The following is a 14278-nucleotide window of genomic DNA, read 5'->3' as shown; positions in this document are numbered from 1 at the left end:
CGCACGGCGAAAAGCTGACGCCCGAGAGGACATCCAACAGGCACGGGGGCAAAAATGGCAGGGCACGGGTATGAAACAGGGCGGCTGAACCTGCCCTTCGTCGGGATCGCCACTTTCGGCAAGAAAGACTACGTGGCCGATTGGGACAAGATCGCGGCCGATGTCGCCGTGATGGGCGCCCCCTTCGATGCCGGGACGCAGTTCCGTGCTGGCGCCCGGTTCGGACCGCGATCGGTGCGTGAAGCCTCGACGCTTTTTTCCTTCGGCCATGCGGGCGCCTATGACCACGAGGATGACGCGACCTATCTCGGCCCCGAGGTGAGGATCGTCGATATAGGCGATGCCGACATCGTCCATACCGACACGGTGAAAAGCCACGCCAATATCGAGGCCGGCGTGCGCGCGATGCTTGCCGCGGGCGCGCTGCCGGTGGTGATCGGCGGCGATCACTCGGTCAATATCCCCTGCATCCGAGCCTTCGCCGAAGACTGCGCCGAGAAAGGCCCGATCCATATCGTCCAGATCGACGCCCATCTCGATTTCGTCGACGAGCGCCACGGCGTCACGCAAGGCCACGGCAATCCGATGCGGCGTGCCGCCGAGAAGGGTTACGTCTCGGGCATCACCGCGCTTGGCATCCGCAACGTCTCCTCCACCGCAAAGGACGGCTACGAAGCGGCCCGCGCGATGGGCGACGATTTCCTCTCGGTGCGCCAGGTACGCAAACTCGGCACCGAGGGCGTGTTGGACCGCATCCCCGAAGGTGCGCGGATCTATGTGACGATCGATATCGACGGTTTCGATCCTTCGATCGCGCCGGGCACGGGCACACCCAGCCATGGTGGCTTTCTCTATTACGAGGTGCTCGAGATCCTCCAGGGGATCGCCAAACGCCACGAGGTCGTCGGCATCGACCTGGTCGAGGTCGCCCCCGATTACGACCCGAGCGGCTCGACCCCGATCCTCGCGGCCCAAGTGCTGCTGAATTTCCTCGGTTTCATCTTCCACGCCCGCGCGACCCGCTGAGCCGCTACCTGTTCCGGATCGCAGCGCCTGTGGCACGTGCGGATGCCTCCGGCGGAGATATTTAAATCAAGAAGAAGGCGCCCCCTCTTCTTCTTGACGAAAATATCTCGGGGTGAATTGGCGCAGCCAAGAGGGGCAGCGCCCCTGCCCGCGCTTAAAGGGCGCGGAAACGGTTGCGCTGGCTGCCTGACCATTCCACCTCGAATGACCAGCCGTCGTCGGTCTGGCGCTCTGCCCGCACGACGTTCTGCTCGTGCAGCCAGGCGCGCTTGCGACCCTCTGCGAAGCGCAGCGTGATCTCTTCGATGAAACGTTCCTCGGCGAGTTTTTCATCGACCGCTGCCAGCAGCCCCGCGATCCCTTCGCCGGTCAGGGCCGAGATCGCCTGAAGATCGGGTTCGCGGGTTTCTTGCACCAGAAGCGCCGCGCGCGGCTCGGGTGGGACCGCGTCGATCTTGTTCCAGACCTCGATCAGCGGCACGTCCTTGGCCACGCCGAGCTTGGCGAGGATGTCGTTCACGTCCTGCGCCTGCTCTTCGGTCTCGGGATGTGAGATGTCGCGCACATGCAAGATCAGATCCGCTTCCAACACCTCTTCGAGCGTCGCGCGGAAGGCCGCCACGAGCTGGGTCGGCAGGTCCGAGATGAAGCCCACCGTATCGGACAGGATCACCTTGCGCCCCGAGGGCAGCGTGAGCCCGCGCATGGTCGGATCGAGCGTCGCGAACAGCATATCCTTGGCCAGCACCTCGGCCCCGGTCACACGATTGAAAAGCGTGGATTTTCCAGCGTTGGTATAGCCTACCAGCGCGACAATCGGGAACGGCACCTTGCGGCGCGCGGCGCGGTGCAGTTCGCGCGTTTTCACCACCTTGGCAAGTTGGCGGCGCAGGCGCACGATCTGCTCGTCGATGGCGCGGCGGTCGGCCTCGATCTGGGTTTCGCCGGGACCGCCGACGAAGCCCAATCCGCCGCGCTGGCGTTCGAGGTGGGTCCAGGCGCGCACCAGCCGCGTGCGTTGATAACTGAGCGCGGCGAGCTCGACCTGCAACACGCCTTCACGGGTACGCGCGCGATCGGCGAAGATCTCGAGGATCAGCCCGGTCCGGTCGAGGAGTTTCACCCCCCATTCCTTCTCCAGATTGCGTTGCTGCACGGGCGTCACCGGCCCGTCGATCAGGACCAGATCGACGTCGTTCGCCTCAAGCCGCTCCTTGATCTCGGCAAGTTTTCCCGAGCCGAAGAGATGCCCCGGCTCGGGCTTCCTCAGCTTTGCGATCTCCGAGCCCACGACCTCCAGATGCGGCAGGGCCGCCGCCAGCGACACCGCCTCGGCCAGCGCGAATTCGGGCAAGTGCCGCTGGCCCTCACGCGACGGGATGTCGGGATGGATGACATAGGCCCGGGTTTCGGGCGTCTCGGTGGAATTCGTCTCGCTCAAGATGCGCTTCGCTCAGGATGCGATGTCGCTCAATCGTCGCCTTCGTAGAGCGAAATCGGCTGGCCCGGCATGATGGTCGAAATCGCATGCTTGTAGACCAGCTGCGATTGCCCGTCACGACGCAGCAGCACGCAGAAGTTGTCAAACCAGGTGATCACGCCTTGCAGCTTCACCCCGTTGATAAGGAAGATCGTGACGGGAACCTTTGTCTTGCGCACATGGTTGAGAAATGCGTCTTGCAGGTTCTGTTTGTCGCCAGCCATATTGTTTTTGCCCTTGTTCTTGTCGCGCGTCCAGGGTGGCCTCACACGGCCTGCCCTCTTGTTAACAAGTATGCAGCGCCGCGCGGGAGATTCCAGCCCCAAAAACATATTGTTAGGCAGAAGGCGGCTTTTTGCGCACGATCTGGAAACTCAACCCCGCCAGAATTCGGGATTGAAAAGCGCGATGATGGCGAGAGTCTCGAGCCGCCCGAGCACCATCGCCAGTGCGAAGATCGCCTTGATCGGGTCGCTCAGATGCGCCCAGCTCAGGGGCACATCCGCCGCGATCCCGGCAAGCGGGCCGGTATTCGAGAGCGCCGCGATGGTCAGGATCGACGCGGGCTCGAAGGACAGTCCAAAAAGCGAGACCGCCATCATCACCGCCGCGATCGAAATCGCGAAAAGCATGAAGAAAATCCAGCTGATATAGGCGCCTTCGCGACGCAGCCTGCGTGCCATCGAGCCACCGCCTGCGATCGAGTTGGGATAGATCAGCTTGTCGAGTTCGCGCTCGCCATGACGCAAGAGCGCATAGACACGCAGCAGGCGGACGCCACCCGCCGTCGTGGCGACGCCCCCGCCGATGATCGCGAGCCCTGCGAGGATCAGCCCCGGCGTGCTCAGCCCCGACCAGTCGCGCGCATCGTGCCAGGCGCTCGATTCGAAGCCGGTGGTGGTCAGGAACGAGAGCGAGGTGAACAGCGACCCCCAGATCGAGTTGAAGATCGCCCCGAAATCGGCGGGCATGCGCACTTCGAGCGCCGCGATCCAATGGCGCAGGAACAGGAAGGCCGGCACGATGAGCACCAATGCGCCCGCCAGACGCAGCTCAGGATCATTGCCGAGGCGTTCGGAAGCGCGCAGCTCTCCGCCTCCGGGCCAGAGCCGGCGCGAGAGCGCGGGCAGCAGGAAGACGAAAATCAGTGCCTCGCCCGACAGGCCAGAGCCCGTGCCCTGCATCCCGCCCACTGGCGAGATCCCGGACGTGGACAGCGTCGACATCGCATGGATCAGTGCCACCAGCGGCTCGTCGCCCGCCATCAGCAACAGCACCCAGAGCAGGATCGTGAGCCCGGTATAGATCGGCGCGATGGTCACGGCATAATGGGCGATGCGCTCGGAGGTCTCCGCGCCGCCATCAGCGGCGGGGGCCGCGGCGCTCGGCGCGCCCGACGGCCCGCCCGAGAAAAACACCTCGAAGCCACCCAGACGCATCGGCGCCAGCACCGCGATCGCCATCACGAGGATGAAGAAGCCCCCCATCCACGCGACCAGGCCGCGCCAGAGATGCACCGATCCGATCAACCGGTCAGGCTCGTAGAGCGTGCCGCCCGTGGTGGTGAAGGACGAGACCATCTCCCACCAGCTGTTGAAGAAACTCGTATCGGGCACCGCCACATCGAAGGGCACGGCCAGCATCGCGGGCAGGATCGTGAAAGCGCCCAGCATCGTCAGCAGGCTCGCCCGCCCTGCCCGGCGCGGGCGCGGATTGGCGGCATTGGCCAGCGCAACCAGCGCGGTGAGGAACAAGAACAGCGTGCCCGAATAAAAGAAGGCCCGCGCGGTGTGGTGGTGATGGGTGATCAACGCATGGGTCGCCGGCAGATACATAGCCAGCGCCGTCGCCCCCATCAGAAGGATCGGCAGAGGCAAGGCCCGGATCGCGCGCTCCATCGCCCGCCCGCTCTCAGAAGAAGTCGATGGAGACCTGCAACAGGCGCTCCACCTCTGGCACATCGGGGGTCAGCGCGAAGAGCACGACGATATCGCCCTCTTCGATGCGGGTATTGCCGTGCGGCTTGACGATCTTGTCGCCTTTGCGGATCGCACCCAGCAGCACGCCTTCGGGGAAATCCACCTCGCGCACGGCCTTGCCCGACATGGGCGAGGTGCCCATGACCTGTGCCTCGATCACCTCGGCCTCGGCATCGCCGATCGAGTAGATCGCGCGCACGCGGCCATGCCGGATATGACGCAGGATCGAGGACACGGTCGTCGCGCGGGGGTTGATATAGGCGTCGATATCGAGCGCCGAGAGCAAGGGCGCGAGCGTCGGGTCGTTGATCAGACAAATCGCCATCTTGCAGCCAGCCTGCTTGGCGCGCACCGAAACGAGGATATTGGTCTTGTCGTCATCGGTGACGGCCAGCACCGCATCGGCGCTTTCGATATTGGCCTCTTCAAGCAGTTCCGCGCTCATCCCGTCGCCATTGAGCACGATCGTCCGGTCAAGCGCATCGGCTGCGCGTTCCGCCTGGGAACGATCGCGCTCGATGATCTTCGCACGCACCCGGTCGGTGCGCGCCTCGAGCGCGCGCGCGACGCCCAGCCCCACATTGCCGCCGCCAATGATCACGACGCGCTCCTGCTTGCGGGTCGCTTTGCCGAAGATATCAAGCGTGCGCGCCACGTCCTCGATATGGGAGAAAACGTAGATCTGATCGCCCGCGAAAAGCTGATCGCCCGGCTCGGGCGCGAAAAGCCGCCCCTCACGCCGAATCCCGACCACCAGCGCGCGCAAGGTCGAGAACAGGTCCGTGAGCTGGCGCAGGGGCGTGTCGAGCACCGGGCAATCGGCATCGAGCTCGATCCCCAGGAGCTGCAACTTTTCGTCAAGGAAGCTCTCGGTATCGAAGGTCGAGGGCGCCGCCAGACGCTGCAACGCGGCCTCGGCCACCTCGCGCTCGGGACTGATAACCACGTCGATCGGCAGGTGATCGCGCCGGTAGAGATCGGAATATTGCGGCTGAAGATAGCTCTGCGCCCGGATCCGGGCGATCTTGCGGGTGATCCCGAAGACCGACATCGCGACCTGACAGGTCACCATGTTGACCTCGTCGGAATGGGTCGCCGCGATCATCAGGTCGCAATCGCGCGCGCCCGCTTGTTCCAGGATACCGGGATGCGAGGCAAAGCCCACCACGCCTTGCACGTCGAGCGTATCGGCAGCGCGGCGCACGAGATCGGGGTTCGAATCGACCACCGTCACGTCGTTGCGCTCTCCCGCGAGATGCCGTGCGATTTGCCAACCGACCTGACCCGCCCCGCAGATGATGACCTTCATGGCAAATAACTCCGCGCCCCGTCTCTGGCCCTTATCTAGGCCGCCTTGCCCGGAAGGGTCAAACGAGAAGCGCGCGAGCCTTCTGCATGCGTGGATTTTGCGTCACCCGCAGCTTGCGCGCTTCTGACCGATTTTCCGGCGGTTCCGGATCCCGACTCCCGGCGCGAGATCGTGAGAGGGCCGATCCGGCCTCCCTGTCGCCTGAGCCAAGAAAAAGCGCGCCGCATGGCCAGGCCATGGGCGCGCAGGTCGGTATGCGGGGCAGCTGACCATTCGGCCCTGCCCCGACGCTTTATTTCACGATCGTCTCCGGCCCCATCGCCATCGTCGGCAACCAGGTCGAGAGGAACGGCACATAGGTTATCAGGATCAGGAAGACGAAGAGCACCGCGAGGAAGGGCGCCGCCGCCTTCACCACCCGCATGATCGGCATCCCCGCGACCCCGGAGGTCACGAAGAGGTTCAGACCCACAGGTGGCGTGATCATCCCGATCTCCATGTTCACCACCATGATGATGCCCAGATGGATCGGGTCGATCCCCAGCTCCATCGCGATCGGGAACACGAGCGGCGCGACGATCAGGATCAGCCCCGAGGGCTCCATGAACTGCCCTCCGATCAGCAGGATCACGTTGACGATCACGAGGAACATGATCTTGCCCAGGCCCGCGCCGATCATCGCCTCGGTGATCTTCTGCGGGATCTGCTCGTCGGTGAGGACGTGCTTGAGGATCAGCGCGTTGGCGATGATGAACATCAGCGTGATCGTCAGCTTGCCCGCCTCGAACAGCGTGTCGCGGGTGGCCTTGTGCCAGAACACTTCGAGGATCGCCTGCGGGCGTTGCAGCAGCGAGAGCTTCGTCTCGCCCTGATCGAGCGGCCCCATGTCGCGATAGATGAAATTCGCCACGATCCAGGCATAGACAGCGGCGACGGCCGCGGCCTCGGTCGGGGTGAAGATACCGCCGGTGATGCCGGGGATGCCGTAGAGACCGACCATGATGATCACGATCAGCATCAGCCCCCAGAACGCATCGCGGAAGCTTGCCCAGACCTCGCCCCAGCCCAGCCAGTCGCCTTTGGGCAGATTGCGCCGGATCGCGATGAAGAGGATCGTCGCCATCAGCATCAGGCCGGCGAGAATGCCGGGGATGACGCCCGCAAGGAACATCCGGCCAACCGAAACGTCGGTCGCCGAGGCGTAGACCACCATCACGATCGAAGGCGGGATCAGGATGCCGAGCGTACCGGCGTTACAGATCACGCCCGCGGCGAAATCCTTCGAGTAACCGACCTGCCGCATCGCCGCGATCACGATCGAGCCGATGGCGACCACGGTCGCGGGGCTCGAGCCCGAAAGCGCCGCGAAGAGCATGCAGGCGAAGACGCCCGCGATCGCCAGACCGCCCGGGAAATGGCCCACCACGGCGATGGCGAAGCGGATGATGCGCTTGGCCACCCCGCCCGTCGACATGAAGCTTGAGGCGAGGATGAAGAACGGGATCGCCAGCAGCGTCGCGTGGTTGTCCATCGCATCATAGAGCGACTGCGCGATCGAGGCGAGCGAGGCATCCGAGAAGATCAGCAGGAACAGCGTCGAGGCCAGACCCAGCGAGACCGCGATCGGCACGCCAACCAGCATGAAGCCGATCACCATCAGAAAGAGGAAAAGGATATCCATGCCTCAGTCGTCCTTGTTCATATGGGCCACATCGGCCACCTGGTCTTCGGCTTCATGGCTCACGATCAGCGCCGAACGCTTGCCGAGCACGATCCCGATCCCCGCCTGCACGAAGCGGATCAGCAGCAGCCCGACCCCGAAGGGCAGGATGAAATAGGGGATGAAGCGAGGCAGCTTGTCATAGGCTTCGCCCTGATTGACGAGATTGCCCAGCCAGACCGCGAGCCCATGCGCCATTGGCACCTGGTCGGTCTCGTAGAAGGCACGGTCGCGGGTCTGGATGAACCCGGTCGGGAACCAGCGCCCGCCCGTCTGTTCGAGCCCCGCGAACGGTGCCCAGTAATCCCACGCGCCTTTCATCAGCAGCACCGCATAGAGGATGCACAGCGCGGCGGCCAGAAGGCCGACCAGCTTGCGCGGACCGGGGCGCAGCATGTTGATCACCGCGTCGACGCCCAGATGCGCGGTGACTTTCACCGCATAGGACATCCCCAGCAGGACCAGCCAGGCAAAGAGGATCAGCGTCACCTCCAGCCCCCAGATCAGCGAGGAATTGAAGACATACCGCAGCACCACATTGACGAAGGTGATCAGGGTCATCACGCCAAGGATCAGCGCGATCAGGGTCTCTTCGGCATTATGGATTGCTCGCGAAAGGGCGGAGCGCGGCTCGTAACGCTGCGACATGGGACTCTCCTTGCGTTGCAGAGGAAAGGGCGCGCGCAGCGTGTGGGGACCGCGCGCGCCGGTGAACGGGCAAGGTCAAGGGATGCCTGCCCGTCCGGGGTTTCGATCAGTGCTTGGCGTTGATCGCCTGAGCCGCGTCGATGTTTTCCTGGCCCACGTCGTCCTTGAACTGATCCCAGACCGGCTTCATCACATCGACCCATTGCTGACGCTGCTCGGGGGTCAGCTCGCGGATCACGCCGCCGGCGTCGATGATCGACTGCTTGGAGTTCGCCTCGACATCGTTGATCGCAGCGTTCCGCTCGACGGTGACCTCGTGCAGGATCGTCGCGATCTGGTCGCGGATCGCCGGGTCGAGGCTTTCCCACCAGTCAACCGAGGTCACGACCATGTAGTCGAGCAGGCCGTGATTGGTCTCGGTGGTGCCGTCCTGAACTTCGTAGAACTTCTGGCCATAGATATTCGACCAGGTGTTCTCCTGACCGTCGACAACGCCGGTCTGCAGCGCGCCATAGACTTCCGAGAAGGCCATCGGCTGCGGCGAGGCGTCGAGCGCCTTCATCTGCGCAATCAGCACGTCGGAGGGCTGGACGCGGAATTTCAGGCCCGCGGCATCGCCCGGCACGAGCAGCGGCTTGTTGGCCGAGAACTGCTTCAGGCCGGAATGCCAGAATTCGAGACCCTGAAGCCCACGACGCACCATCGCGTTCTTCATGTTCTGACCGATTTCGGAGTTCTGGAACTCGTCCACGGCATCCATGTTCTTGAACATGAAGGGCAGGTCGAAAATGCGGTACTTCTTGGTGAAGGTCTCGAATTTCGACAGCGAGGGAGCGGCCATCTGGACGTCGCCCTGAAGCATCGCCTCGAGCACCTGGTCATCGTTGTAGAGCGTCGAGTTCGGGTAAACCTCGACACAAGCCTTGCCATCCATCTCGGCGTTCAGGCGCTTGGCGAACAGCGCCGCAGCGATCCCTTTCGGGTGCTTGTCGGTATTGGTGACGTGGCTGAACTTGATGACCATTTCGCCATCGTCGCAGCCTTCCGGATTGGCCATGGCGATGCCAGCCGAAGCCACGAGGGCGAGCGCCGAAATGGCGGCGGTGAATTTCTTCATATTTTCCTCCCGAAAATCAGTCCGTGCCGGTCCTCCCCGGCATTGACGACACAGAAAAGCCGCCGAGGCACGCGATCAACTGTTTCGTGAAGACATTATGACGCGGTCATTTTAATTATATATTTCTTATACTTAACAAAATATCTCGCGAAGGCCGTAGCACAGCGTGTGCGGAATTCCGCACAGCATCCCATACCCCAATGCGAGATTTCGCCACGAGTCACCCCGGTCAGGCCGCGTGGCTCAGTCGCGGAAATCCTCCGCGCGCAGCCCGTGCCGTGCGAGCTTGTCGTAGAAGGTCTTGCGTGGCAGGCGTAGCGCCGCCGCCGCCTCGGTCGCATTGCCCTTGGCGCGCCCCAGCGCCTCGGCCAGAAGTGACCTCTCGACCGCGGCCATGCGCTCGGCAAGGCCCAGCTCCGCCGGGGGCTCGCCCGCCTCCAGCCCCATCGCGAAGCGCATCGCCTCGGACATCAGCGCGCGGGCATTTCCGGGCCAGTCCCGCGCCATCAGCTGCGCGGTCAACTCGGGCGGGATCTCGGGCACGCGCAGGTTGGCCTGCTCGCAGGCGGTCGCGACATAGTGGCGAAACAGCGCCGGGATGTCCTCGGGCCGTTCCGACAGCGACGGGATGCGCAGCTTCAGTGCTTCCAGCCGCCAATAGAGATCGGGATGGAACCGGCCCGCACGCGCCTCACCCGGAAGATCGCGATAGGTGCCCGCGATGAGGCGCGTGGCGGGACGGGTCTCCAGCAGCTCGATCAGGGCGAATTGCGCGGGCTGCGGCAGGTCGGCGACCTCGTCGAGATAGAGCGTGCCGCCCTCGGCCTGCACGAATCCCGCCTCCAGCGCGTCGACATCCAGCCCCGCAGCCGCCAGCTTCACGAAAGGACGCCGAGCGTTGGTGGAAAGCAGGTGGATCACCTCGGCCAGTTTCGAATTGCCCGCCCCCGGAGCCCCGGTGATCAGCACCTCCGCCCCTGAACGAGCCGCGCGCCGCGCCGCCTCACGCAGAGCCTCGGCCACGGGTGAGGCCCCCACCAGCATCCGCGCCGCCGCATCGCCGCGCTTGCCCGCCGCGCGCGAGAACCGCGCCTCCATCACCCGCGCGCGGGTTTCGAGCGCCTTCTCGACAACGGCCAGCAAATCCTTGCCCGAGCAGGGTTTTTCGAGGAAATCGAAAGCTCCCCCCGCCATCGCGCGCACCGCCATCGGCACATCGGCCTCACCAGTCAGAAGCACCACCGGCAGCTCGGGATCGGCCTTCTGCACGAGATCGAGGAGCGCGAACCCATCCTTGCCCGGCATCCGGATATCGGTGACCACTACGCCCTCGAACTCGGTCGAGATATGGTCCTTGGCCTCGATATAGCTGCCCGCCAGCGTGGGCCGCAGCCCCGCGAGTTCCAGCGTCTGGCCCAGCGCCTCACGCACCGCCCGATCGTCATCGACAAAGAGAACCCGCCGCATCATGCCCTGACCTCGCGTCGCTTCGCCTCGCGTTCGACGGCCTCACGCAGATCGACGGTGAAGATCGCGCCCCCACCGGGTGCATTCTCGCCGCGCAGATTGCCGCCAAAGCCCTGCACCAGCCCATAGGAGATCGACAGGCCAAGGCCAAGGCCCTCCGCCGAACCCGCTTCCTTGGTCGAGTAGAACGGATCGAAGATGCGTTCGGGATCGGCGATGCCGGGGCCGGTATCGCGCAGGGTGAGCCGGATCATCTCGCCTTCGCGCGACAGGCGGATCGTGATACGCCGCACGGGCTGACCGTCCATCGCCTCGATCGCATTCGAGAGCAGGTTGATCACGACCTGGCTAAGCCGTACCTCGCCCCCCATCACGATCGCCGGGAAATCGGGGCGCTTCCAATCGACGGTGACACCCGATTTGACCAGCCGCTGATCGAGCATCTCCAGCGCGCTTTCGACCACCGCCGCGAGCCCGACCCGGCTCGCCGGTTCGCTTTCCTGTCGGGCAAAGGCGCGCAGGTTGCGGATGATCCGGCCCATCCGATGCGCCATCGCCCCGATCTTGCCCAGCGTCTCGCCCGCTTCCTCGGACCGGCCACGGCTCAGGAGCAGTTCGGCATTCTCGGCGTAAGAGGAGATCGCCATCAGCGGCTGGTTCAACTCATGACTGATCCCTGCCGACATCTGGCCCAGCGCCGAGAGCTTGCCCGCCTGAACGAGTTCGGCTTGCGTGCGCCGCAGCTCCTCATTCGCTGCCGAGAGTTCCGCCGTGCGCTCGGCCACGCGGGCCTCGAGCGCGGCATTGGCCTCGGCCAGCGCGCGCCGGCGCTCCCAGAGAGCAAAGATGACCGCGCCGACAGCGAGGAACCCGGCCGCCGTGGAGAGTGCCGCAAGCCGCGCCGATCGCAGTACCGGATCGGCCGCGGCAAGCGCATGCCCCTGCATCCCGATCACTGGCAGATCGCGCGAAACCTCCAGTGCAGGTCCGGCCAGAGAGCCCGCCCCCGACACAAGTTCACGCCCTGCGAGATCGCGGCGATGGAGCCGGATCACTCCCGCGATCGAGCCTGCGGGATAAAGCGCGGCATCGGGCTTGGCCCCGCGCTCAGTCAGCAGAACGAGATCGGTTCGGTTGGCGAGGAAGCTCACCCCATCCGCATCGGTGAACCAGACCGGAACCGGATTGCCGCGCCCCTCGGCCTCGACATCTTCGGCCGGAAGCCGCAACAAGACGATGCCGTCGACCGAGCCTGACAGCCCGAAGACGGGGGCCGCAAAGGTAAAGAGCCGCGCGCCGGTCGCAGGATCAACGAAATGATCCGATCCGGTCGCGCCCTGCGCTGCACGGGCCAGCGCCCGGCTCATCACGACCCGCTCCGAGGCATCCGCGGGACCGGCCAGAACCGCGCCATCGGGCGCGATCAACCAGATGTCGCGCGCACCCGCGTGATCCGCGAGCCGTTGCAACGTCAGGCTCACCGCCGCATCGCGCCAGTCACCCGCCGCGCGTCCTTCCCGTGCGAAACTCTCGGCCAGCGCCACCACGTCGGGATGATCGGCCGCCAGCACTGCGACTTCGCGGAATTGCAAAAGCGCCGCCACCAGCCGGTCGGAGGCCAGCCGCAGGTCGGACGCGCCCTGAGTCGCAATCCGTGCCAGCCCATCGCGCGCCGAGACCCGCCACGCGCCGATCGAGGCGGCCAGCGTCAGACCGATCCAGATGATCAAAATGGCAACGCGCCCCAGCATCGCGACCCTCCTGCCCTTTCGTGAGGCTTCCCGCGATCCGATGCAAGCCAAGCCTTGCATCGCGCGTCGCCATCGGGCCAACTGCACAGGCCAAGACCGGAGCGTGCATGCAGAACCTCTCCCAATCCCCGCTCGATCCCGATTTCGTCCAGAACCCCTACCCGTTCTATGACCGCGTTCGCCAAGGCGGTCCTTTCGTCGTGTGGCCCGAATACGGATTTCGTGTGACCGCGCGCGCCGCGATCGTGGGCATGGCCCTGCGCGACCGGCGCATGGGGCGCGAGGCGCCGCCCGATCAGGCGGTCGACATTCCGTCCCATCTCGAGCCCTTCTACGCGATCGAGCGCCACTCGATGCTCGAACTCGAGGCACCGCGCCACACAAGGCTGCGCAAGCTGGTTGCGAAGGCCTTCACCTCGGGCCGGATCGCGGCAATGGAAGAGCAGATCGTGGCGCTCTCGCATCGGCTGATCGACGCATTACCCGAGGACGGATGCGATCTTCTGGAACATTTCGCCAAGCCCCTGCCGGTAATCGTGATCTCGCGTCTTCTGGGCGTGCCCGAAACGGACGGCCCGCAGCTTCTGGCCTGGTCGAACGCAATGGTGCAGATGTATCAGGCGCGCCGCGATATCAGCCTCGAAGAAGATGCGGCGAAGGCTTCCGCTGAATTTGCGGCCTATCTTGGTGCGCTGATTGAAGCCCGGCGCAAATCCCCCGGTGAGGATCTGATCTCGGAGCTGATCGCGGTCGAGGAAGAGGGCGTGCATCTGAGCCGCGATGAACTGATTTCCACCGTGATCCTGCTCCTGAACGCTGGCCACGAAGCGACGGTGCACATGATCGGCAACGGGGTGAAAACCCTGATCGAACAAAGCGTCGCGCCGCATTGGCTGGAGCCCGCGCGGATCGAAGGCACGATCGAGGAACTGCTGCGTTTCGACCCGCCGCTCCATCTCTTCACCCGCTGGCTCTACGAGGACATGGAGTTTCAGGGACAGGTTCTGAAGAAGGGGGAGCGGGTCGGTCTCCTGCTTGCGGGCGCAAACCGCGATCCCTCCGCCTGGGACGATGCGAGCGTCTTCGACGCCTCACGCCCCGTACGCACCAATTTCAGCTTCGGCGCGGGGGCGCATTTCTGCATCGGCGCACCGCTCGCACGGCTGGAACTGCGCATCGCCATCCCGATGCTGTTCGCGCGCCTGCGCGATCTGTCCCTGCCGCGCCGCCCCTATTACGCCGATCTCTACCATTTCCACGGGCTGGAGCGGCTCGAAGTCACCTATTCCAAGGCCTAGAGAGGCAATCCGGTGGTGAATTTCAGTTCCTCCATCGAGAGGAGCGCAGTGACGTTGTGGATTTTCACCTCAGCGATCAGCGCCTGATAGAAGCGGTCATAGGCGCGCGCATTCTCGACCCGGACCTTGAGGATGTAGTCGATATCGCCTGCGAGCCGGTGTGCCTCCATCACCTCCGGGCGCGCGCGCAGCGTGGCGAGAAACCTCTCTTGCCAGCCCGCTTCATGCTCCGAGGTGCGGATCAACACGAAGAAACAGGCGTCGAACCCTAGCGCCTCCGGCTCGAGCAAAACCGTCTGTTTTCCGATGACTCCCGCCTCGCGCAGCTTGCGAATCCGGTTCCAGACCGGGGTCTTCGACGAGCCCACTTTCCGCGCGATCTCGTCGAGCGACTGACTCGCATCCGCCTGAAGCTCGGAAAGGATTTTCCGATCCAGTTCGTCGATCCGTGCCGCCATCCTTTTGCCCTCGCAAGTTTCAGAA

The 14278-nt window shown here is 64.5% G+C and carries 12 protein-coding genes; 2 read left to right on the top strand and 10 right to left on the bottom strand.

Annotation, left to right across the window (positions count from 1 at the left end):
• Positions 1-54: 54 nt before the first annotated feature.
• Positions 55-1026, top strand: coding sequence for an agmatinase (speB, locus tag TP2_RS02155; RefSeq protein ID WP_038072813.1), 972 nt, complete (start codon positions 55-57; stop codon positions 1024-1026).
• Between the two features lie 154 nt (positions 1027-1180).
• Here the strand turns inward: speB and hflX are convergent, their stop codons facing one another.
• From hflX to TP2_RS02110, 9 genes are all read right to left on the bottom strand, one after another.
• Positions 1181-2467, bottom strand: coding sequence for a GTPase HflX (hflX, locus tag TP2_RS02150; protein ID WP_038072811.1), 1287 nt, complete (start codon positions 2465-2467; stop codon positions 1181-1183).
• Between the two features lie 29 nt (positions 2468-2496).
• The gene (gene hfq, locus TP2_RS02145; RefSeq protein ID WP_038060695.1) at positions 2497-2730 is read right to left on the bottom strand and encodes an RNA chaperone Hfq; all 234 of its coding nucleotides are present in this window, start codon (positions 2728-2730) and stop codon (positions 2497-2499) included.
• A gap of 150 nt (positions 2731-2880) precedes the next feature.
• Entirely contained in the window at positions 2881-4404 is a 1524-nt protein-coding gene (locus tag TP2_RS02140) for a TrkH family potassium uptake protein (RefSeq protein WP_038072810.1), read from the bottom strand.
• A gap of 13 nt (positions 4405-4417) precedes the next feature.
• The gene (gene trkA, locus TP2_RS02135; RefSeq protein ID WP_038072807.1) at positions 4418-5794 is read right to left on the bottom strand and encodes a Trk system potassium transporter TrkA; all 1377 of its coding nucleotides are present in this window, start codon (positions 5792-5794) and stop codon (positions 4418-4420) included.
• Positions 5795-6086: 292 nt separating this feature from the next.
• Positions 6087-7475, bottom strand: a complete 1389-nt coding sequence (locus TP2_RS02130; protein WP_038072805.1) for a TRAP transporter large permease — start codon at positions 7473-7475, stop codon at positions 6087-6089.
• Positions 7476-7478: 3 nt separating this feature from the next.
• Positions 7479-8162, bottom strand: a complete 684-nt coding sequence (locus TP2_RS02125) for a TRAP transporter small permease (protein WP_038072803.1) — start codon at positions 8160-8162, stop codon at positions 7479-7481.
• Between the two features lie 106 nt (positions 8163-8268).
• Positions 8269-9279, bottom strand: a complete 1011-nt coding sequence (locus TP2_RS02120; RefSeq protein ID WP_038072802.1) for a DctP family TRAP transporter solute-binding subunit — start codon at positions 9277-9279, stop codon at positions 8269-8271.
• A gap of 243 nt (positions 9280-9522) precedes the next feature.
• The gene (locus tag TP2_RS02115; protein ID WP_038072800.1) at positions 9523-10749 is read right to left on the bottom strand and encodes a sigma-54-dependent transcriptional regulator; all 1227 of its coding nucleotides are present in this window, start codon (positions 10747-10749) and stop codon (positions 9523-9525) included.
• Complete coding sequence (locus TP2_RS02110; protein WP_038072798.1) at positions 10746-12497, bottom strand: ATP-binding protein; 1752 nt, start codon at positions 12495-12497, stop codon at positions 10746-10748. Before TP2_RS02110 ends, TP2_RS02115 begins: the two co-directional genes overlap by 4 nt.
• Positions 12498-12604: 107 nt before the next feature.
• Here TP2_RS02110 and TP2_RS02105 point away from each other — a divergent pair, with 107 nt between their 5' ends.
• Entirely contained in the window at positions 12605-13795 is a 1191-nt protein-coding gene (locus tag TP2_RS02105) for a cytochrome P450 (protein WP_038072794.1), read from the top strand.
• On the opposite strand, the gene TP2_RS02100 is transcribed toward TP2_RS02105, so the two are convergent.
• Positions 13792-14253 carry an Lrp/AsnC family transcriptional regulator gene (locus TP2_RS02100; RefSeq protein ID WP_038072792.1) on the bottom strand — a complete coding sequence of 154 codons (462 nt, stop codon included), beginning with the start codon at positions 14251-14253 and terminating at the stop codon, positions 13792-13794. The two genes, TP2_RS02105 and TP2_RS02100, sit on opposite strands and share 4 nt — an antisense overlap.
• Positions 14254-14278 lie beyond the last annotated feature (25 nt).

This window comes from Thioclava pacifica DSM 10166 (genome assembly GCF_000714535.1).
Lineage (GTDB): Bacteria > Pseudomonadota > Alphaproteobacteria > Rhodobacterales > Rhodobacteraceae > Thioclava > Thioclava pacifica.
Note: the sequence above shows the minus strand (reverse complement) of the source record. Positions and strands in the feature narration are given on the sequence as shown.

Bases quoted from the DNA above. Each gene is read 5' to 3' on its own strand.
- TP2_RS02105 (WP_038072794.1), top strand. From the start codon at position 12,605: ATGCAGAACCTCTCCCAATCCCCGCTCGATCCCGATTTCGTCCAGAAC.
- TP2_RS02140 (WP_038072810.1), bottom strand. From the start codon at position 4,404: ATGGAGCGCGCGATCCGGGCCTTGCCTCTGCCGATCCTTCTGATGGGG.
- TP2_RS02130 (WP_038072805.1), bottom strand. From the start codon at position 7,475: ATGGATATCCTTTTCCTCTTTCTGATGGTGATCGGCTTCATGCTGGTT.
- speB (WP_038072813.1), top strand. From the start codon at position 55: ATGGCAGGGCACGGGTATGAAACAGGGCGGCTGAACCTGCCCTTCGTC.
- TP2_RS02110 (WP_038072798.1), bottom strand. From the start codon at position 12,497: ATGCTGGGGCGCGTTGCCATTTTGATCATCTGGATCGGTCTGACGCTG.
- TP2_RS02125 (WP_038072803.1), bottom strand. From the start codon at position 8,162: ATGTCGCAGCGTTACGAGCCGCGCTCCGCCCTTTCGCGAGCAATCCAT.
- TP2_RS02115 (WP_038072800.1), bottom strand. From the start codon at position 10,749: ATGATGCGGCGGGTTCTCTTTGTCGATGACGATCGGGCGGTGCGTGAG.
- TP2_RS02100 (WP_038072792.1), bottom strand. From the start codon at position 14,253: ATGGCGGCACGGATCGACGAACTGGATCGGAAAATCCTTTCCGAGCTT.
- TP2_RS02120 (WP_038072802.1), bottom strand. From the start codon at position 9,279: ATGAAGAAATTCACCGCCGCCATTTCGGCGCTCGCCCTCGTGGCTTCG.
- hfq (WP_038060695.1), bottom strand. From the start codon at position 2,730: ATGGCTGGCGACAAACAGAACCTGCAAGACGCATTTCTCAACCATGTG.
- trkA (WP_038072807.1), bottom strand. From the start codon at position 5,794: ATGAAGGTCATCATCTGCGGGGCGGGTCAGGTCGGTTGGCAAATCGCA.